At 70.6% G+C, this 18,184-nt stretch carries 16 protein-coding genes; 5 read left to right on the top strand and 11 right to left on the bottom strand.

The features are described from left to right. Window positions 1-43: 43 nt before the first annotated feature. The 8 genes from ACFY6U_RS02030 to polX form a co-directional block, all read right to left on the bottom strand. Entirely contained in the window at window positions 44-1,372 is a 1,329-nt protein-coding gene (locus ACFY6U_RS02030; RefSeq protein WP_390035183.1) for a nucleobase:cation symporter-2 family protein, read from the bottom strand. A 274-nt stretch (window positions 1,373-1,646) separates the two neighbouring features. Beyond that, on the bottom strand, window positions 1,647-3,023 hold the full coding sequence (locus ACFY6U_RS02035) for an 8-oxoguanine deaminase (protein WP_390034601.1): 1,377 nt from the start codon (window positions 3,021-3,023) through the stop codon (window positions 1,647-1,649). Between the two features lie 124 nt (window positions 3,024-3,147). Then, window positions 3,148-4,080 carry a factor-independent urate hydroxylase gene (gene pucL / locus ACFY6U_RS02040; protein ID WP_390034602.1) on the bottom strand — a complete coding sequence of 311 codons (933 nt, stop codon included), beginning with the start codon at window positions 4,078-4,080 and terminating at the stop codon, window positions 3,148-3,150. Window positions 4,081-4,083: 3 nt separating this feature from the next. Continuing rightward, on the bottom strand, window positions 4,084-4,491 hold the full coding sequence (gene uraH / locus ACFY6U_RS02045) for a hydroxyisourate hydrolase (protein WP_351488773.1): 408 nt from the start codon (window positions 4,489-4,491) through the stop codon (window positions 4,084-4,086). A 7-nt stretch (window positions 4,492-4,498) separates the two neighbouring features. Continuing rightward, window positions 4,499-5,008, bottom strand: a complete 510-nt coding sequence (gene uraD / locus ACFY6U_RS02050) for a 2-oxo-4-hydroxy-4-carboxy-5-ureidoimidazoline decarboxylase (RefSeq protein ID WP_390034603.1) — start codon at window positions 5,006-5,008, stop codon at window positions 4,499-4,501. A gap of 151 nt (window positions 5,009-5,159) precedes the next feature. Next, entirely contained in the window at window positions 5,160-5,525 is a 366-nt protein-coding gene (locus ACFY6U_RS02055) for a helix-turn-helix domain-containing protein (protein WP_351488778.1), read from the bottom strand. Further along, on the bottom strand, window positions 5,522-5,776 hold the full coding sequence (locus ACFY6U_RS02060; RefSeq protein WP_351488781.1) for a hypothetical protein: 255 nt from the start codon (window positions 5,774-5,776) through the stop codon (window positions 5,522-5,524). The genes ACFY6U_RS02055 and ACFY6U_RS02060 overlap by 4 nt, the downstream gene beginning before the upstream one ends. Before the next feature lie 130 nt (window positions 5,777-5,906). Next, window positions 5,907-7,649: a DNA polymerase/3'-5' exonuclease PolX gene (gene polX, locus ACFY6U_RS02065; protein WP_390034604.1), complete on the bottom strand. Its 1,743-nt coding sequence runs from the start codon at window positions 7,647-7,649 to the stop codon at window positions 5,907-5,909. A gap of 133 nt (window positions 7,650-7,782) precedes the next feature. Between polX and ACFY6U_RS02070 the strand changes: the two genes are divergently transcribed. The 4 genes from ACFY6U_RS02070 (at window position 7,783) to ACFY6U_RS02085 (ending at window position 11,902) form a co-directional block, all read left to right on the top strand. Beyond that, on the top strand, window positions 7,783-8,622 hold the full coding sequence (locus ACFY6U_RS02070) for a TIM barrel protein (RefSeq protein WP_390034605.1): 840 nt from the start codon (window positions 7,783-7,785) through the stop codon (window positions 8,620-8,622). A gap of 126 nt (window positions 8,623-8,748) precedes the next feature. After that, window positions 8,749-9,642 (top strand): 2-hydroxy-3-oxopropionate reductase, encoded by an 894-nt coding sequence (locus ACFY6U_RS02075; protein WP_390034606.1) that lies wholly within the window; start codon window positions 8,749-8,751, stop codon window positions 9,640-9,642. A gap of 173 nt (window positions 9,643-9,815) precedes the next feature. Further along, window positions 9,816-11,306: a catalase gene (locus ACFY6U_RS02080; protein WP_390034607.1), complete on the top strand. Its 1,491-nt coding sequence runs from the start codon at window positions 9,816-9,818 to the stop codon at window positions 11,304-11,306. A 353-nt stretch (window positions 11,307-11,659) separates the two neighbouring features. After that, window positions 11,660-11,902 (top strand): hypothetical protein, encoded by a 243-nt coding sequence (locus ACFY6U_RS02085; RefSeq protein WP_351488793.1) that lies wholly within the window; start codon window positions 11,660-11,662, stop codon window positions 11,900-11,902. Window positions 11,903-12,100: 198 nt separating this feature from the next. On the opposite strand, the gene gcl is transcribed toward ACFY6U_RS02085, so the two are convergent. Further along, window positions 12,101-13,885: a glyoxylate carboligase gene (gene gcl, locus ACFY6U_RS02090; RefSeq protein WP_390034608.1), complete on the bottom strand. Its 1,785-nt coding sequence runs from the start codon at window positions 13,883-13,885 to the stop codon at window positions 12,101-12,103. A 209-nt stretch (window positions 13,886-14,094) separates the two neighbouring features. Between gcl and ACFY6U_RS02095 the strand changes: the two genes are divergently transcribed. Beyond that, on the top strand, window positions 14,095-14,772 hold the full coding sequence (locus ACFY6U_RS02095) for a hypothetical protein (protein WP_390034609.1): 678 nt from the start codon (window positions 14,095-14,097) through the stop codon (window positions 14,770-14,772). 75 nt (window positions 14,773-14,847) lie between these two features. On the opposite strand, the gene ACFY6U_RS02100 is transcribed toward ACFY6U_RS02095, so the two are convergent. Beyond that, window positions 14,848-16,455 (bottom strand): AMP-binding protein, encoded by a 1,608-nt coding sequence (locus ACFY6U_RS02100; RefSeq protein ID WP_390034610.1) that lies wholly within the window; start codon window positions 16,453-16,455, stop codon window positions 14,848-14,850. Next, the gene (locus ACFY6U_RS02105; protein ID WP_390034611.1) at window positions 16,452-18,134 is read right to left on the bottom strand and encodes an AMP-binding protein; all 1,683 of its coding nucleotides are present in this window, start codon (window positions 18,132-18,134) and stop codon (window positions 16,452-16,454) included. The genes ACFY6U_RS02100 and ACFY6U_RS02105 overlap by 4 nt, the downstream gene beginning before the upstream one ends. Between the last annotated feature and the right edge of the window lie 50 nt (window positions 18,135-18,184).

Genomic DNA, 18,184 nt, shown 5'->3' on the forward strand with positions numbered 1-18,184 from the left:
CTCACAGGGACTTCCTACCGCATCCCGCGCCCCGGAGCCGGCGTCACGGGATCGACTGAGGTGCCGCGAGCGGTACGGCGGCCTCCGTCGTGCCCCTCGCTCCCGCGCGCTGCCGGCCCAGGTGGTTGAAGACCAGGTTCAGCACCACCGCCGCCACACATCCCGTCGAGATGCCCGAGTCGAGGACGATCTGGGCGGTCTCCGGGAAGGCGTGGTAGAAGTCCGGCTCGGTGATCGGGATGATGCCGACGGCGAGGGAGACGGCGACGACCAGGACGTTCTCGTCCTTCTCCAGGCCGGCCCTGACCAGGGTCTGGATGCCGCTGGCCGCCACCGAGCCGAACAGGACCACACCCGCGCCGCCCAGGACCGGACGGGGTACGACGGCGATCAGCGAGGCGGCCATCGGGCACAGCCCCATCAGGACCAGGAAGCCGCCGCCGACCGCGACCACGAACCGGCTGCGGATCCGGGTCATCGCGACCAGGCCGATGTTCTGCGCGAACGCGCTGCACATGAACCCGTTGAACAGTGGGCTGATCGCCGAGCCGAGGGTGTCGGCGCGCAGCCCCGCCGCGATCGTCCGCTCGTCGGCGGGCCGTTCGACGATCTCGCCCAGCGCCAGCATGTCCGCGGTCGACTCGGTCATCGAGACCACCATCACCACGCACATGGAGAGGATCGCGGCGATCTGGAACTGCGGGGCGCCGAAGTGGAAGGGCGTCGGGAAGCCGATCACGTCCGCGTCCGCGACCGGGCCGAAGTCGGTGGCGCCGAACGGGATCGCGACGACCGTGCCGGCGACCAGGCCGATCAGCACGGCGATCTGCTTGACGAAGCCGTGCGTGAAGCGGCGAAGGAGCAGGACCAGGACGAGAGTCGCGGCGGCCAGCTCCAAGTACTTGACCGAACCGTAGTCCTTCGCCGCCGGGTCGGGGCCCTGCGCCCAGCCGAAGGCGACCGGGAGCAGCGAGACGCCGATGAGCGTGATGACCGTGCCGGTGACGACGGGCGGGAAGAAGCGGATGGCCTTGCTGAAGAAGGGGGCGGCGAGGAAGCCGAGGAGGCCGGCGACGATCACCGCGCCGAAGATGACCGGCAGGGCGTCGGACCTGTCGTGGGTGGACGCGGCTATCGCGGTCATCGGGGCGACCCCGGCGAAGGTGACGCCGTTGACGAAGGGCAGCCGGGCGCCGATCCTCCAGACGCCGAGGGTCTGGAGGAAGGTGGCGAGGCCGGCGGTGAAGAGGCAGGCGGCGGTCAGGAAGGTCAGTTCGGCGCCGGTGAGGCCGATGGCCGCGCCGACGATCAGGGGCGGGGCGACCACTCCGGCGTACATGGCGGCCACGTGCTGCAGGCCGGTGGTCGCCATTTTCAGGGGCGGGAGTTTCTCGTCGACGGGATGCACTTCTTGCACTGCGGCTCTCCTCCGGTCGGTTACGCGGCGGCTCTGGCGCGGGTTTCAGGGAGGTGGTGCGTGATCCAGGTCGTGCGGGACCCGAGAGGAGGACGGTGACCGGTCCCGGGCGCGCGCATGGCAGCGCGCGCCCGGGAGACGGCCGCCGTGGACCCGTCCGGGGTCCACGGCCACCGGCCGGGAGCCGTCCCTCCCGACCGGAGCTCACATGCCTTGCGGAGAACGAGAGTTACCGCCCGGCGAGCTGCGCCAGCCGCTGGGCCTCGGTCCGCGTGGCGCGGGCGATGGCGTCCTCGTCGACGTGCAGCAGACGGTTGTCCTCGACAATCTGACGGCCGTTCACGAAGGAGGCGGTGACCGGGGCGGCCGCGCCGAAGACCAGGGCGGTCACCGGGTCGGCGATGGAGGCGTGGGCGAGGGTGTCCAGCCGCCAGAGGACCAGGTCGGCGAGCTTGCCGGGTTCGAGGGAGCCGATCTGGCTCCCGCGGCCCAGCACCTGGGCGCCGCCGTGGGTGCCCAGGCGCAGCGCCTGGCGGGCGTTCAGGGCCGCTTCCCGGTGCGCGCCGAGGCGGTTGATCAGCAGCGCGTTGCGCAGTTCGGTGTGGAGTTCGCCGGACTCGTTGGACGCGGTGCCGTCGACACCGAGGCCGACCGGGACGCCGGCGGCGAGCATGTCGGGGACGCGGGCGATGCCGGCCGCGAGGCGGGCGTTGGAGGACGGGCAGTGGGCGACGCCGGTCCTCGTGCGGGCGAACGCGGCGATGTCGGAGTCGTTCATGTGGACGCAGTGCGCCATCCACACGTCCTCGCCGAGCCAGCCCGTGGACTCGAAGTAGTCGGTCGGGCCCATCCCGAACAGCTCCTTGCAGAACTGCTCCTCCTCGACGGTCTCCGAGCCGTGGGTGTGCAGGCGCACTCCCAGTCGGCGGGCCAACTCCGCGCCCTGTCGCAGGAGTTCGGTGGAGACGGAGAACGGCGAGCAGGGGGCGACAGCCACCTGGGTCATCGCGTCGAAGGAGGCGTCGTGGTGCTCCTCGACGGTCGCCTCGGTGGCGGTGAGGGCTCCTTCGAGGGTCTCGACGGCGAAGTCCGGGGGCAGCCCGCCGTCCTTCTCGCTGCGGTCCATGGAGCCGCGGGCGAGGGTGAAGCGGACGCCCGTCTCGCGGGCGGCGCGGATGATCGCGCCGGACAGGTCGCCGGAGTCCTTCGGGTAGACGTAGTGGTGGTCCATCGCGGTGGTGACACCGCCGCGGGCCATCATGGCGAGCGAGCCCTGCGCGGCCACGTACACCATGGGCTCGTCGATGCGCGCCCAGGTCGGGTAGAGCGCGACCAGCCAGTTGAAGAGGTTGTGGTCGGTGGCCAGGCCCCGGGTGATCCACTGGTAGTAGTGGTGGTGGGTGTTGACCAGGCCAGGGGTCACCAGGTGGCCGGTGGCGTCGATCCGCCGTACGACGTTCTCCAGTCCCTCGGGAGCACGGCCCGCGCCGAGCGACTCGATCCGGTTGCCGGCGATGACGACGTACCCGTTCGCGTACTCGGTGTCGTGGGCGTCGACGGTCGCGATCGAGCAGTTCTCGATGACGATGCGCTGGTCTGCTGCCATGGTTCGTCCTTTTCGCTCAGTGGACTTGTGGGGAGGGCACGGCAGGACCCCGGGGATTTGAGTGCCTCGGCCGGGGAGCCGGACAAGTCGCCGCCCCGGCCGAGGGTGCCGAAAAAGGGGATGGTCAGAGGTTGGTGAGGTCCACCGGGATCCTCGCCTCGCAGCCGTCCCGCAGGATGGTCGCCTCGATCAGGCCGTAGGGCCGGTCGGCGGCGTAGTACACGGCACCGTCCTCGGTGGCGTTCTTGAGACCGAACGGCTCCAGGTCGACCAGGAAGTGGTGCTTGTTGGGCAGCGAGAAGCGGACCTCGTCGATCTCGCCGCGGTTGTCGATGATGCGCGAACCCATCTGGTACAGCGTCTGCTGCAGCGAGAGGGAGTACGTCTCGGCGAAGGCCTGGAGCATGTGCTTCTTCGTCTGCTCGTAGGACTTCTCCCAGTTGGGCATCTGCTGCTCGTCGTCGGTCCAGTTGAACCGCCAGCGGCTGGAGACCTGGGTGGCCAGAATGCGGTCGTACGCCTCGGGGAGCGTCGTGTACTTGTCCTTGACGTAGCCCCAGAACTCGGAGTTGGTCGAGTTCATCACGACCAGGTCCTTCAGGCCGGAGACGACCTCCCATGACGCGCCGTCGTACGTGATCTGCGTCAGCCGGGTCTCCTGGCCCTTGCGCACGAACGAGTGCTTGACCTCGTCCGCGCCGATGAACTTGGAGTTGGCGTCCGAGGCCTCGATGCGCTCCCAGGCGTACTCCTCGATGCGGATCCGGGCCCGGTGGATCGGCTCCTGCGAGGTCACGAAGTGGCGGGCGAGGTGGATGCCGAACTGCTCGGCGGAGTCGATGCCGTGTTCCTTGGCGAACGCGAACACCGTGTTCTTGGTGGTGTCGGTCGGCAGGACGTTGGCGTTGGAGCCGGAGTAGTGGACCTCGTCCATGTCACCGGAGAGCGACACCGAGACGTTGAGGTCCTTGATGTGGTGGGTGGCACCGTCCCGCGTGATCTTCACGACCCGGTTCTCGGCCTTGCCGTACTGGTTCTGTCCCAGAATGGTGGGCATGAGCTAGCTCCCTCGGTAAACGGAGTAGCCGAACGGGTTGAGCAGCAGCGGTACGTGGTAGTGCTCACCCGGTACGACGGCGAACGTGATCGCCACCTCCGGGAAGAACACGGCCGGTCCGCTGTCCCGATTCGCGGGGGCGTCCTGCTGCGCATCGGCTTGCTTCTTCGCGGTCTTCTCTTCGAAATACGGCTCGACGGCGAAGTCGAGCCGCACGTGTGTCGTCCCCTCCGGCAGGTCCGGAAGGTCCTTGCACCGGCCGTCGGCGTCGGTCGCGGAACCGCCGAGCGCCTGCCAGTCCGCCTCCCGGCCGCCGCGGGCGGAGAGCCGGACGGCGACGCCCGCGGCGGGGCGGCCGATGCTGGTGTCCAGGATGTGGGTGGACACGGAGGCGGTGGTGCTGGTGCTCATGCTGCTGTCAGTCCTCTTCGACGATGCGGGCGAGCCGGATGCGGTTGATCCTGCCCAGCTCGGTGCGGACGATCTCCCGCTCCCGCTCCGGCGGGTTGCCGATCCGCTCCTTGACCGCGTCCCGCATCTCCTCGCCGGTGCGGCCGGTGGCGCAGATCAGGAAGACATGGCCGAACCGCTCCTGGTAGGCGAGGTTGAGTTCGAGCATCTCCGCCTTGAGGCCGTCCGCGGCGCCGGCCATGCCGGACTGCTCCCGGGCCGAGGTGGGGTCGCCCGGCTCGGGGCGGCCGATCGGCGGGTGCCCGGCCATGGCCTGAGCCAGGTCGGCCTCGCCCAGCTCGGCCATGGCGGCGTCGCTGGCGGAGTAGAGGGCCTCGGGGGTGGCGTAGGGGCGGGCGGCGAGCAGGCGCCGGGCCCAGGCCGTGGAGGCGCACGCCTCGTGGAGGACGGCGAGTGCCGCGTGCTCCTCCAGGTCGTTGAACCGGGCCAGACCCGGGGGCGTGGAAGTCGACGTCACGGGAGCCTCCGTGGCCGTGTGCGGCCTTCGTGCTGAACGGGCTGCCGTTAGCTAACGCCCTCCGGAACCCAGCGTCAACACTTTGTTGAAAATTCCGCGTAACAACCCTCGACCGCGCCCCGCAGGTCACTCCCGGGGCGCTCCTCGCGGGTCAGCTCTTTTCGCGGTTCAGGTAGTTGTAGACGGTGAAGCGGCTCACCCCGAGCGCGCTCGCCACGGTCTCCACGCCGTGCCGTACGGAGAAGGCGCCTCGCGCCTCCAGTATGCGCACGACCTCCTGCTTCGCCTTGCGGTCCAGGTCGGCCAGCGGTTTGCCCTGCTTGCGCTCCATGGCGGCCAGGATGTGATCGAGGGAGTCCGCGAGCTGCGGCAGCCGTACGGCGACCACGTCCACGCCCTCCCACGCGAGCACGACGTCGTCGGCGCCGGCCTCGTCGGGCGGGAGCATCTCCCCGCCCATGGCGTCGACCAGCGGCTTCACGGCGGTGATGAAGGGTTCGTCCCCGCTTCGGGTCACTTGTCGTCACCCTCCCCCACCACGTTGACCTGGAGCGAGATCCGGGTGGCCCCGGCCTCCAGGGCCCTGCGCAGCAGTGCGTCCACGGCGGTGAGCACGGCGTCGGAGCCGCCCTCCGCCGTGTTCCCGAACGGCCCGACGTCCACCGCGTCCAGCGCGGCCGCCTCGACGACCTCACGGGCGACCAGCGCGTGCGCGGGGGCCTCGTCGAGGTCGAAGGGCTCGGTGGTGAACTCCACTCTCAATCGCATTGCGCCCCCAGAACACGTCCCTGACCCGGCCGCGACGGACCCACTCCGGCCGCCACGAGGCGACCCTAACGGACCATGGCCGTCCTCCGCCCGCCACGCAGCCAAGCCGCCGGAGCACAGCGCACCGGGCTCATCCGCGCTCCTTGCGCAGGAAGCCCCGCAGCCGCCGCTCCGGCCAGGTGTTGATCACGTCGTCACCGGTGAGCCAGCCACGCTGGGCGGTGCCGATGCCGTACCGCATGTTGGCAAGGTGCGGGACGGCGTGGGCGTCGCTGTTCACGGCGAACCTCACGCCGTGCCGGCGGGCCCGCAGGATGTCCTCGTCGCGCAGGTCGAGGCGGTCCGGGTGGGCGTTGATCTCCAGGGCCGTGCCGGTGCGGGCGCAGGCGGCGAAGACCGCGTCGAGGTCGGCGTCGATGCCGGGCCGCTTGCCGATGAGACGGGTGGTGGGGTGGCCGATGACGTTGACGTGCGGGTTCTCGCAGGCCCGGACGAGGCGCCTGGTCAGCTGCTCGCGGCTCTGGTTGAAGTGCGAGTGCACGGACGCCACGCACAGGTCGAAGCCGGCGAGGAAGTCGTCGGGCCAGTCCACCCCGCCGTCGGGCCCGATGTTCAGCTCGGTGCCGTGCAGCAGCCGCAGCCCGCCGCGCCGGCCCTTGGTGGGGTACCTGCCGTCCAGCTCGCGCACCCGTTCCCGCTGGGCCAGCATCCGCTCGTCGGTCATGCGCTGCATCGCCATGTCGGGGGCGTGGTCCGTGATCGCGTAGTAGGCGTAGCCGCGCCGGGCGGCCGCCTCGGCCATCTCCTCCAGCGGGGCGAGCCCGTCGGTGAGGTCGGTGTGGGTGTGCAGGTCGCCGCGCAGGTCGGCCTCGGTGACCAGCTCGGGCAGCTCGCCGCGCAGCCCGGCCTCGATCTCCCCGCGGTCCTCGCGCAACGTCGGCGGGATCCAGGGCAGGCCGAGCCGGGCGTACACCTCCTCCTCGGTCTCCGAGACGATCTTCTCGCCGCTCTCGACGTCGAAGAGGCCGTACTCGGAGAGCTTGAGCTTCTGGTGCACCGCGATCTCACGGGTGCGGATGTTGTGGGCCCGGGAGCCGGTGAAGTACTGCAGCGCGGCTCCCCACGAGTCCGGCGGTACGACCCGCAGGTCGACGTTGAGGCCCTTGCTGGTGCGCACGGACGTCTTGGTCCCGCCCTGCCCGATGACCTCGGTGACGTACGGCAACCCGGTGAACGCCTTCATGAGCGGCGCCGACTTCTTCGCCGCCGCGAGGATGTCGATGTCGCCGATCGTCTCCCGCATCCGGCGCAGTGATCCGGCGTACGCGCACCGCTCGCAGCCGGTCACCGCGGACAGGGCGCCGACGATGTCCTCCGCGAGGTCCGTGGCCAGGTCGAGCTGCACCCGGCCGCCGGCGGACCGGAGCAGCGCGATGCCGTGGAGGATGTTCTCCTCGGTCTTCGGCCCGAAGCCCTTGAGGTCGCGCAGCCGCTCCTGGTGGATGGCGTCGGCGAGTTCCTCGACGGAGGAGATGCCGAGCTCCTCGTAGACCGTCATCGCCTTCTTCGGACCGAGGGTGGGCACGGCCGTCAGCCGCCGGACCCCGGCGGGGATCTTCGCGCGCAGTTCGTCGACGGCGGAGACGCTGCCGCTGTCGAGGTATTCGAGGACCTTCCGGGCGATCGACTTCCCGACGTTCGGGATGTCCTGGAGCCCCTTGAGGTCGAGCGTGGCGACATCGGCGTGGTGGCCGCCGACGGACCGGGCGGCCTTCTCGTAGACACGTGCCCTGAAGGCGTCGCCGCCGGTGATCGAGATGAGGTCCGCGTACTCCTGGAACAGCGCGGCGACCTCGTCGTTGGAACGGGCCACACCTCCAGGGTAGGGCGCGGGATGTGCGCGGGCGCTCTTGACAGCCTTCCCTGCCCAGAGGCAGTCTTCCATTAAGCAGAAATCAACTTCCGCAATACGGAAACATAGAGAGTGGAAGGGAGCGCCGACCCCCATGGGATTCGCAGAGCAGCGCTTCACCGTCAACCTGTCGATCCTCTTCACGGAACTCCCGCTCCTGGAGCGCCCCGCGGCCGCCGCCGCGGCCGGCTTCCCGGCGGTCGAGCTGTGGTGGCCCTGGGCCGACTCCCCCACCCCCGAGCGCTCCGGGCTCGACGCGCTGAGGAAGGCGATCGAGGACGCGGGCGTCCGGCTGACCGGCCTGAACTTCTACGCCGGCCGGCTGCCCGGACCCGACCGTGGCGCCCTGTCGGTCCCGGGCGCGGAGTCGGAGAGGTTCCGCGCCAACATCGACGTGGCGGCCGACTTCGCCCGGTCGCTCGGCTGCACGGCGCTCAACGCGCTGTACGGCAACCGCGTCGACGGCGTGGACCCGGCCGAGCAGGACGCGCTGGCACTGGAGAACCTGACGCTCGCGGCGCGCGCGGCCGACCGGATCGGCGCGGTCCTGCTGATCGAGGCGCTCAACGCCCCCGAGTCACCGCGGTACCCGCTGGTGTCGGCCCCGGCCGCGGTCGAGGTCGTCGACAGGGTCAACGAGGCCACGGGCCTCGGCAACGCCCGCTTCCTGATGGACCTCTACCACCTGGCGATGAACGGCGAGGACCTGCCGTCGGTGATCGAGCGGTATGCCTCGAAGACCGGCCACGTCCAGATCGCCGACACCCCGGGCCGCGGCGCCCCGGGCACGGGGTCGCTGCCGCTGGCGGACCTCCTCGACGGGCTGAGGAAGGCCGGGTACGACGGCTGGGTGGGCCTGGAGTACAAGGCGGGCGACCGCCCGAGTGCGGACGCCTTCGGCTGGCTGCCGGTGGCACAGCGCGCCGCCCGTTGATGTGACCGCCCCCGGGGGCTGCCGCCCCCGGACCCCCGCTTCGGCCTTCGGCCTCGTCCTCGAACTCCCCCGGAGGGGGATCCCCAGACGGGCTGTGTGATCGACGTATCCAGAGAGGCACCCCCTATGAGCAACACACTCCCCAAGATCGCCTGGATAGGCCTCGGCATCATGGGCTCCCCCATGTCCGAGAATCTGGTCAAGGCGGGCTACGACGTCACCGGCTTCACGCTGGAGCAGGACAAGCTGGACCGGCTGGCCGCCGCCGGCGGCACCGCGGCCGCCTCCATCGCCGAGGCGGTGCGGGACGCGGACGTGGTCATCACCATGGTCCCCGCGTCGCCACAGGTCGAGGCCATCGCGTACGGCCCGGACGGCATCCTGGCGAACGCGCGGTCCGGCGCGCTCCTCATCGACATGTCGTCCATCACCCCGCAGACCTCCGTCGACCTGGCGAAGGCGGCGCGGGACAAGGGCATCCGCGTGCTCGACGCGCCCGTGTCCGGCGGTGAGGCCGGTGCCGTCGAGGCCGTGCTGTCCATCATGGTCGGCGGTGAGCAGGCCGACTTCGACGCCGCGAGGCCGGTCTTCGAGGCGCTGGGCAGGACCATCGTGCTGTGCGGTCCGCACGGCTCGGGCCAGACCGTGAAGGCCGCCAACCAGCTGATCGTCGCCGTGAACATCCAGGCGTGCGCCGAGGCCGTGGTCTTCCTGGAGAAGTCCGGTGTGGACCTGACGGCCGCGCTGGACGTGCTGAACGGCGGCCTGGCCGGCTCGACCGTGCTGACTCGGAAGAAGGACAACTTCCTCAGCCGCGACTTCCGGCCGGGCTTCCGGATCGACCTGCACCACAAGGACATGGGCATCGTCACGGACGCGGCCCGCAACGTCGGCGCCGCCCTGCCCGTCGGCGCCGTGGTGGCCCAACTGGTCGCGTCCCTGCGCGCGCAGGGCGACGGCGGCCTCGACCACTCCGCGCTGCTGCGCGCGGTGGAGCGCCTGTCCGGCGCGCAGGTCTGAGCCGGACCGCATGACTTCCGGGCGGTGGCGGTGCCGACACCTGTCCTGTCGCGCCCAGGCGCCGGCGCCGCCCGGAAACCACTTCAACAAACTGTTGACGCCTCGGCCGGCCCGATCCTAGGCTCCACGAAGCGGAAATGAATTTCCGCTGACACCCGCACGGAAGGCCCACGATGTCCAAGCGCGTGCTCACCACCGAGTCCGGCGCCCCGGTCGCCGACAACCGGAACTCCGCCTCCGCCGGCATCGGCGGCCCGCTCCTCCTCCAGGACCAGCACCTGCTGGAGAAGCTCGCGCGCTTCAACCGCGAGCGCATACCGGTGGGGGCACCTCCCACGCCCTTAAGGCAGTGGGGGAGGGTGATGCACGCCCGGGGCAGCGGCGCGTACGGCTACTTCGAGGTGACCGACGACGCCACGGGGTTCACCTGTGCCGACTTCCTCGCCTCGGTCGGCGAGCGGACCGAGGCGTTCGTGCGCTTCTCGACGGTCGCCGACTCGCCGGGCGGCGCCGACGCCGTACGGGACCCGCGCGGCTTCGCGGTCAAGTTCTATACGGCGGAGGGCAATGACGACCTCGTCGGCAACAACACCCCGGTGTTCTTCGTCAAGGACCCCATCAAGTTCCCGGACTTCATCCACTCGCAGAAGCGCGACCCCTTCACGGGCCGTCGGGAGCCGCACAACGTCCGGGACTTCTGGGCGCACGCCCCCGAGGCCACCCACCAGGTGACCTGGCTGATGGCCGACCGGGGCATCCCGGCGTCGTACCGCCACATGAACGGCTACGGCTCGCGCACCTACCAGTGGACGAACGCCGAGGGCGAGGCCTTCTTCGTCGAGTACCACTTCAAGACCAACCAGGGCGTCCGCTCTTTGAGCAGCGAGCAGGCCGCCAAGCCGGCGGGCAAGGACCCGAACTCGCACCAGACGGACCTGCTCCAGGCCATCGAGCGGGGCGTCAACCCGTCCTGGACCCTGTACGTCCAGATCACGCCGGCGGCCGAGGCGGCGGACAACCGCTTCAACCCCTTCGGCCTGACCAAGGTGTGGCCGCACCGGGACCACCCGCTCCAGCGGGTGGGCCGCCTGGTCCTGGACCTCAACCAGGACAACGTGTTCACCGAGGTCGAGCAGGCCACGTTCTCCCCGAACAACTTCGTGCCGGGCATCGGCCCCTCCCCCGACAAGATGCTCCAGGGCCGTCTGTTCGCCTACGCGGACGCGCACCGCTACCGCCTGGGCGTCAACCACACGCCGCTGGCCGTCAACGCCCCGAAGGCGACGACCGCGCAGAACCACGGCCGGGACGGCTTGATGGCCGCCGACGCCCAGGGCCGGCACGCGAAGAACTACGAGCCGAACTCCTACGACGGCCCGGTGGAGACCGGCCGCCCCCTGTCGGCGCCCCTCGCCGTGACCGGCCACACGGGCACCCACGAGGCCCCGCTCCACACCAAGGACGACGACTTCTTCCAGGCGGGCGAGCTGTACCGCCTGATGTCCGCGGAGGAGCGGCAGCGGCTGGTGGCGAACATCGCCGGCGGCCTCTCGCAGGTCACTCGCGACGACATGATCGAGAAGAACCTGGCCCACTTCCACGCCGCCGACCCGGAGTACGGCAGGCGCGTGGCGGAGACGGTCCGCGCCCTGCGCGAGGACTGACCCCACAGGCGGCCCGCGGCGGCCGACCGGCCCGGATGAGGGGTGGCCGATCGGTGTCGGCGCGCGGGCGGGGCGAGGACCGCGGCGGCGTGCGAGCCAGTGCGGTGGTGAAGGAACCGAGCGCTCTTCTCGACCAGAGGGAAGGACGCCCCCGGCTCCGTCGCACCCGCCGCGGTCCCAGCCACACCCTGGACCCCGTCCGGCGGCGCGAACGTCCTGTCGCGCCCAGCCTCGCGCCGTCGGACGGCCACAGCCGGGGAGAGCGCCACGGACTCGTCGAGCGCCGGATGCGGAACCGCCCGCATCCGGCGCTTCGGCGTGCGTTTCCACCCCCGCCGCAGGAGCCTTGTGGCATGACTGCACATCCACCGACCCAGTTCCCGCGCATCGTCGTGCACGCCCCGGCCCTGGACGGCTCCCGGCGGGTCACCGAGGGCGACGTCACCCTCGGGATCGCCTCCCACCTCGACGACGTGATCGAGATCCTGCGGATGGCCGACCTGGACCGGATCGAGGTCGAGGAGAGCGACCTCATCGAGTGGCAGGGCGGCGGCCCGGACGACTGGCCGGGCCTGACCGAACATCCCGAAAGCTGATGTACCCGGACGAACGTACCGGCCGATCCTCAAATAAAGCTCTGAACTGCGTTCAACATGCTTCAACCGCCCCAGTCAGGGGGCATATTCGCGTCACACGGTGCCCGCCGGCACGGGGGCGGCGGGCACCGAGTCGTCTACGACGCGAAGCGGGCGGTCCATCCCCGGGATGGACCGCCCGCTCTCGTCTTCGCCGGCTCAGACCTTCAGTGCCCTGATCGACGTCGGGGCGTGCCCCGGCTCGGTCGCCATCTCCTCGAACTCGACGACGTTCGAGATGTCGTTGGTGGTCGACATGGAGATGTTGGTGACCCGTTCCAGGATCGCCTCCACGACGACCGGCACCTGGTGCTCGGCGGCCAGCTTCTTGGCCTTCTCGAAGGCCGCGCCCAGTTCCGCCGGGTCCGTCACCCGGATCGCCTTGCAGCCCAGGCCCTCGGCGACCTTGACGTGGTCGACGCCGTAGACGCCCAGTTCGGGCGAGTTGATGTTCTCGAACTCCAGCTTGACCTGGAAGTCGATGTCGAACGCCCGCTGCGCCTGGCGGATCAGGCCCAGGTAGGAGTTGTTGACCAGGACGTGGATGTACGGGATCTTGTGCTGCGCGCCGACCGCGAGTTCCTCCAGCATGAACTGGAAGTCGTAGTCGCCGGAGAGGGCGACGACGGACGCCTCCGGGTCGGCCTTGGCCACGCCCAGCGCGGCCGGGATCGTCCAGCCGAGCGGGCCGGCCTGGCCGCAGTTGATCCAGTGCCGGGGCTTGAAGACGTGCAGCATCTGGGCGCCGGCGATCTGCGAGAGGCCGATCGTGGAGACGTACCGGGTCTCCGGGCCGAACGCCTTGTTCATCTCCTCGTAGACGCGCTGCGGCTTGATCGGGATGTCGTCGAAGTGGGTGCGGCGCTGGAGGGTCGCCTTCCGCTCCTGCGCCGAGCCCGCCCAGGCCGAGCGGTCGGGCAGCCCGCCGGTCGCCATCAACTCCAGTGCCACCTCGACGAGCAGTTCCAGTGCCGCCTTCGCGTCGGAGGCGATGCCGTAGTCGGGGGCGAAGATCCTGCCGATCTGGGTGGGCTCGATGTCCACGTGGACGAAGGTGCGGCCGGCCGTGTAGACGTCCAGCTTCCCGGTGTGGCGGTTGGCCCAGCGGTTGCCGATGCCGAGGACGAAGTCGGACTCCAGGAAGGTCGCGTTGCCGTAGCGGTGCGAGGTCTGCAGACCCACCATGCCGGCGTTCAGCTCGTGGTCGTCGGGCAGGACGCCCCAGCCCATCAGGGTCGGGACGACCGGGGTGCCGGTCAACTCGGCGAACTCGACGAGGAGTTCGGCGGCGTCCGCGTTGATGACCCCGCCGCCCGCGACGATCAGCGGACGCTCGGACGCGTTCAGCATCCCGATCGCCTTCTCGATCTGGGCGCGGGTGGCGGCCGGCCTGTAGACGGGGAGCGGCTCGTACGTCTCCGGGTCGAACTCGATCTCGGTGAGCTGCACGTCGATCGGCAGGTCGATCAGGACCGGGCCCGGGCGGCCGGAGCGCATCAGGTGGAAGGCCTGCTGGAAGACGCCCGGGACCTGCGCGGCCTCCAGCACGGTGACCGCCATCTTCGTGACGGGCCTGGCGATGGAGGCGATGTCGACGGCCTGGAAGTCCTCCTTGTGGATCACCGCGGTCGGGGCCTGGCCGGTGATGCAGAGGATCGGGACGGAGTCGCCGGTGGCCGAGTACAGACCGGTGATCATGTCGGTGCCGGCCGGGCCGGAGGTGCCGATGCAGACGCCGATGTTCCCGGGGTGCGTACGGGTGTAGCCCTCGGCCATGTGCGAGGCGCCCTCGACATGGCGGGCGAGGGTGTGGTGGATGCCGCCGGAGGCCTTGAGCGCCGCGTAGAAGGGGTTGATCGCCGCGCCGGGCACACCGAACGCATCGGTGACGCCCTCGCGCTTGAGGATCTCAACTGCCGCGCGGGCAGCGGTCATACGAGCCATCGAGAACTCCTGCTTTCGGCTGTCGGATGCCTGCTCCCGTCGCGCCCCGCGGTGAGCATCGTCTTCAGTTTTCCGTATTACGGAAACTAACTTCTACTATCTGAAATCAATGTAGGTGCGGTGACGAACGTCGTCAAGGGACGGACAACCGGGCCCCGGCGGGAGCACCATGGGACGGCTGAACCGACGCGACGCCTGAGGTGGGGGCCATGTCCGAGAGCGTGCCGGTGCGCTGTCCGGCCTGTCGGCGCGAGCACGTCTACACCGCGCCGTCGTACCCGTGCGCCTGTGGCGCGCCGGTCACCCCGAGCCTCGACGGCACGGCCGGACCGACCGCGGTGGCACACCGCGCCTGGGACGCGGACTGGGTGACGGTGAGCTGCGGCTCCTGCGGCCGCCGGGACCAGTGGCCGCAGCCGGAGCTGGGCTGCCCGTGCGGGGCGCTCCTGCGCATCGCGGTCGCCGGCGGCGTGTCCGCGCCGCCGGCGGAGCCCGAGCCCGAACCCCGGACCGCCTTCCATCCCGTGACGATCCGCACCGCCCGGGACGCGGTCACCGCGGCCGCGCTCTATCTGCGCTGGCTCGGCTACCGGGACATCCGCCGCGCCGACCAGCAGCCGCCGTCCGGCATCGGGCTGGCCGCCCGGGGGCTGCTGGCCCAGGTGGACCCGACCGTGCAGCCGGCCTCGCGGCGGGACGTGGAGTGTCTGTGGCTGACGGCGATGACGGAGGATTCGGGGTGCGTGTACTTCTCCCTTGCCGGGTACGCCGAGGAGGCGCGGGAGCGGGCCGACGCTCTGGGGGTGCCGTTGTTCGTGCTGGACTTCACGGGGACGCCGCAGCCGGTCAACGGGCCCGCGGATGAGCTGCGCGCCGCGGGTGGGTGACCTGACTGCGGGCCGGTGGTGGCTGGTCGCGCAGTTCCTCCCCCGGCCTTCGGCCGGGGGTACCCCCGGCGCCCCTTACGGGGCGCTGTATTGCTCCCTCAGTTCGATCTTGCGGACCTTGCCCGAGACCGTCATCGGGAAGTCGTCCAGGATCTGCAGCCGGCTCGGCACCTTGTAGTGGGCCAGGCGGCCCTCGCAGAAGGCGCGGAGTTCGTCCAGGGTGGGCGGGGCGGCAGGGTCGTGCGGGATGACGCAGGCGAGGACCTCCTCGCCGTACCTCTCGTGCGGCACCCCGACCACCTGGACGTCCCGGATCTTGGGGTGGGCGTAGAGGAACTCCTCGACCTCGCGCGGGTAGACGTTCTCGCCGCCCCGGATGATCATGTCCTTGATGCGGCCGACGATCTCGACGTACCCGTCCTCGCGCATCATCGCCAGGTCCCCGGTGTGCATCCAGCGCCCCGGGTCGACGGCCTCCGCCGTCTTCTCGGGCTCGTTCCAGTAGCCGAGCATCACGCTGTAGCCGCGGGTGCACAACTCACCTGCGGTGCCGCGGGGTTGGGTGACCCCGGTGGCCGGGTCGACGACCTTGACCTCCAGGTGCGGCAGCACCCGGCCGACCGTGCCGGTGCGGTGTTCCAGGTCGTCCTCGATCCGGGTCTGGAGCGAGACCGGGGAGGTCTCCGTCATGCCGTAGCAGATGGAGACCTCCGCCATGTGCATCTCGGCGACCACCCGCTTCATCACCTCGACCGGGCAGGGCGAGCCCGCCATGATGCCCGTGCGCAGGGTGGAGAGGTCGTACGAGGCGAAGCCGGGGAGGTTCAGCTCCGCGATGAACATGGTCGGGACGCCGTAGAGCGAGGTGCAGCGCTCCTGCTGGACCGCCTCCAGGGTGGCCTTCGGGTCGAAGGACGGGGCCGGGATCACCATGCAGGCGCCGTGCGAGGTGGCGGCCAGGTTGCCCATCACCATGCCGAAGCAGTGGTAGAAGGGCACCGGGATGCAGATCCGGTCCTGCTCGGTGTAGGCGATCGACTCACCCACGAAGTAGCCGTTGTTGAGGATGTTGTGGTGGGAGAGCGTGGCCCCCTTCGGGAAGCCGGTCGTGCCCGAGGTGTACTGGATGTTGATGGGGTCGTCGCAGGACAACTCGGCCGCTCGGGCCGCCAGCTCGGCACCCCGCTCGGCCGTTCCGCGGGCGGTCAGCGCCTCCCAGCTCGGGTCCCCGATGTAGACCGTCTCCCGCAACTGCGGGCACCTGCCCCGCACTTCCTCCACCAACGCCCGGTAGTCGCTGGTCTTGTGCCGCAGCGAGGCGAACAGCAGGGAGATCCCGGCCTGGTTCAGGACGTACTCGACCTCGTGGGTGCGGTAGGCCGGGTTGATGTTGACCATGATCGCGCCGATCCGGGCGGTGGCGTACTGCACCAGCACCCACTCGGCGCAGTTGACCGCCCAGATGCCCACCCGGTCGCCCTTGGCGACCCCGCTGGCCAGCAGCGCGTACGCCAACCGGTCGACGTCGGCGGCGAATTCGGTGTAGGTCCAGCGCCTGCCGGTCGGTACGTCCACCAGCGCCTCGCGGTCCGGCCAGGCCGCGACGGCCCGGTCCAGGTTGGCCCCGATGGTGTCGCCGAGCAGCGTGGTGGTGCTCGTGCCGTGCGTGTACGACGAGCTCACCGGAAGTCCTCCTCGCGGTACTCGTCGGCCGAGCCGGCGGCCGTGGCCTCGCGCAGCTCGATCCGGCGGATCTTCCCGGACACGGTCTTCGGCAGCGGGGCGAACTCCAGCCGCCGGACCCGCTTGTACGGCGCCAGCACCTGCCGCGAGTGCTCGAAGAGCACCTTCGCGGTGTCCGGGCCCGGCTCCCAGCCCGCCGCAAGCACGATGTACGCCTTCGGCACGGCGAGCCGCAGGTCGTCCGGCGCGGGCACGACGGCCGCCTCGGCCACCGCCTCGTGTTCGAGGAGCGCGCTCTCCAGCTCGAACGGGCTGATCTTGTAGTCGGACGCCTTGAACACGTCGTCCGCGCGGCCGACGTAGGTGATGTAGCCGTCCTCGTCCCGGGAGCCGATGTCCCCGGTGCGGTAGTAGCCGCCGGCCATCGCCTCCGCCGTACGGTCGGCGTCCCCGTGGTAGCCGGTCATCAGGCCCACCGGCCGCGCTGCCAGGTCGAGCGCGATCTCGCCCTCCGTCGCGCCGGGGGCACCGCTGACCGGGTCCAGCAGCTCCACCCGGTACCCCGGGCTCGGACGGCCCATCGACCCGGTCTTCAGCGGCTGCCCGGGGCTGTTGGAGACCTGCACGGCCGTCTCGGTCTGCCCGAACCCGTCCCGGATGGTCACGCCCCAGGCCCGCCGCACCTGTTCGATCACCTCGGGGTTGAGCGGCTCGCCCGCCGCGACGACCTCGCGGGGCGGGGTCGCCAGCTGACTCAGATCCGCCTGGATGAGCATGCGCCACACCGTCGGCGGGGCACAGAAGGACGTCACGCCGTGCCGGTCCATCTCGGCCATCAGCCGGCCCGCGTCGAAGCGCGCGTAGTTGTGGATGAAGACCGTCGCCTCGGCGTTCCAGGGGGCGAAGAGGTTCGACCAGGCGTGCTTCGCCCACCCCGGCGAGGAGATGTTCAGGTGCACGTCACCGGGTTTCAGGCCGATCCAGTACATGGTCGCCAGGTGCCCGATCGGGTACGAGGTGTGGGTGTGCTCGACCAGCTTGGGGCGGGCGGTGGTGCCCGAGGTGAAGTAGAGCATCAGCGGGTCGTCGGCCAGCGTCGGGCCGTCGGGCACGAAGTCGGCCGAGGCGGTGTACGCGTCCTGGTACGGCTCCCAGGGCCCGGCCTCCGACGCCGGCAGCCCGCCCACCGCGATCCGGGTGTACGTGCCCGGCACCTCGGCGAACTTGGCCGCGTCCTCGGCGCGCACGAGCACGTGCTTCACCCGGCCCCGGTCGACGCGGTCGCGCAGGTCGGCCGGGCCGAGCAGCGGGGTGGCCGGGATGACCACGGCCCGCAGCTTCATCGCGGCCAGCGCGGTCTCCCACAGCTCGGCCTGGTTGCCGAGCATGACCAGGATGCGGTCCTCCGGCTCGACGCCCCGCGCGCGCAGGTGGTTCGCGACCCGGTCGGAGCGCTCGGACAGCTCGGCGAAGGACAGCTTGGTCTCCGAGCCGTCCTCCTCGACGATGTGCAGGGCGGTGCGGTCGTTGCCCTCGGCGATGACGTCGAACCAGTCCAGCGCCCAGTTGAAGTGGTCCGGACGCGGCCAGGCGAAGCCCTCGTAGGCGGTGGCGTAGTCCACACGGTGTTCCAGCAGGAAGTCCCGTGCCCTGCGGAAGTCCTCCGTCGCACTCGTCATACGCGTCTCCTTCGGTACCGGACCATTGCCGGGCGGCTCTCTGGCATCGT

It is taken from the genome of Streptomyces sp. NPDC013157, assembly GCF_042899865.1.
Classification (GTDB): domain Bacteria; phylum Actinomycetota; class Actinomycetes; order Streptomycetales; family Streptomycetaceae; genus Streptomyces.

Coding starts and splice junctions, on each gene's coding strand:
- ACFY6U_RS02060 (WP_351488781.1), bottom strand. CDS start 5,776: ATGCGATTGAGAGTGGAGTTCACCACCGAGCCCTTCGACCTCGACGAG.
- ACFY6U_RS02080 (WP_390034607.1), top strand. CDS start 9,816: ATGTCCAAGCGCGTGCTCACCACCGAGTCCGGCGCCCCGGTCGCCGAC.
- pucL (WP_390034602.1), bottom strand. CDS start 4,080: ATGCCCACCATTCTGGGACAGAACCAGTACGGCAAGGCCGAGAACCGG.
- ACFY6U_RS02035 (WP_390034601.1), bottom strand. CDS start 3,023: ATGGCAGCAGACCAGCGCATCGTCATCGAGAACTGCTCGATCGCGACC.
- ACFY6U_RS02070 (WP_390034605.1), top strand. CDS start 7,783: ATGGGATTCGCAGAGCAGCGCTTCACCGTCAACCTGTCGATCCTCTTC.
- ACFY6U_RS02075 (WP_390034606.1), top strand. CDS start 8,749: ATGAGCAACACACTCCCCAAGATCGCCTGGATAGGCCTCGGCATCATG.
- ACFY6U_RS02105 (WP_390034611.1), bottom strand. CDS start 18,134: ATGACGAGTGCGACGGAGGACTTCCGCAGGGCACGGGACTTCCTGCTG.
- uraH (WP_351488773.1), bottom strand. CDS start 4,491: ATGAGCACCAGCACCACCGCCTCCGTGTCCACCCACATCCTGGACACC.
- ACFY6U_RS02030 (WP_390035183.1), bottom strand. CDS start 1,372: ATGGCGACCACCGGCCTGCAGCACGTGGCCGCCATGTACGCCGGAGTG.
- gcl (WP_390034608.1), bottom strand. CDS start 13,885: ATGGCTCGTATGACCGCTGCCCGCGCGGCAGTTGAGATCCTCAAGCGC.
- ACFY6U_RS02085 (WP_351488793.1), top strand. CDS start 11,660: ATGACTGCACATCCACCGACCCAGTTCCCGCGCATCGTCGTGCACGCC.
- ACFY6U_RS02095 (WP_390034609.1), top strand. CDS start 14,095: ATGTCCGAGAGCGTGCCGGTGCGCTGTCCGGCCTGTCGGCGCGAGCAC.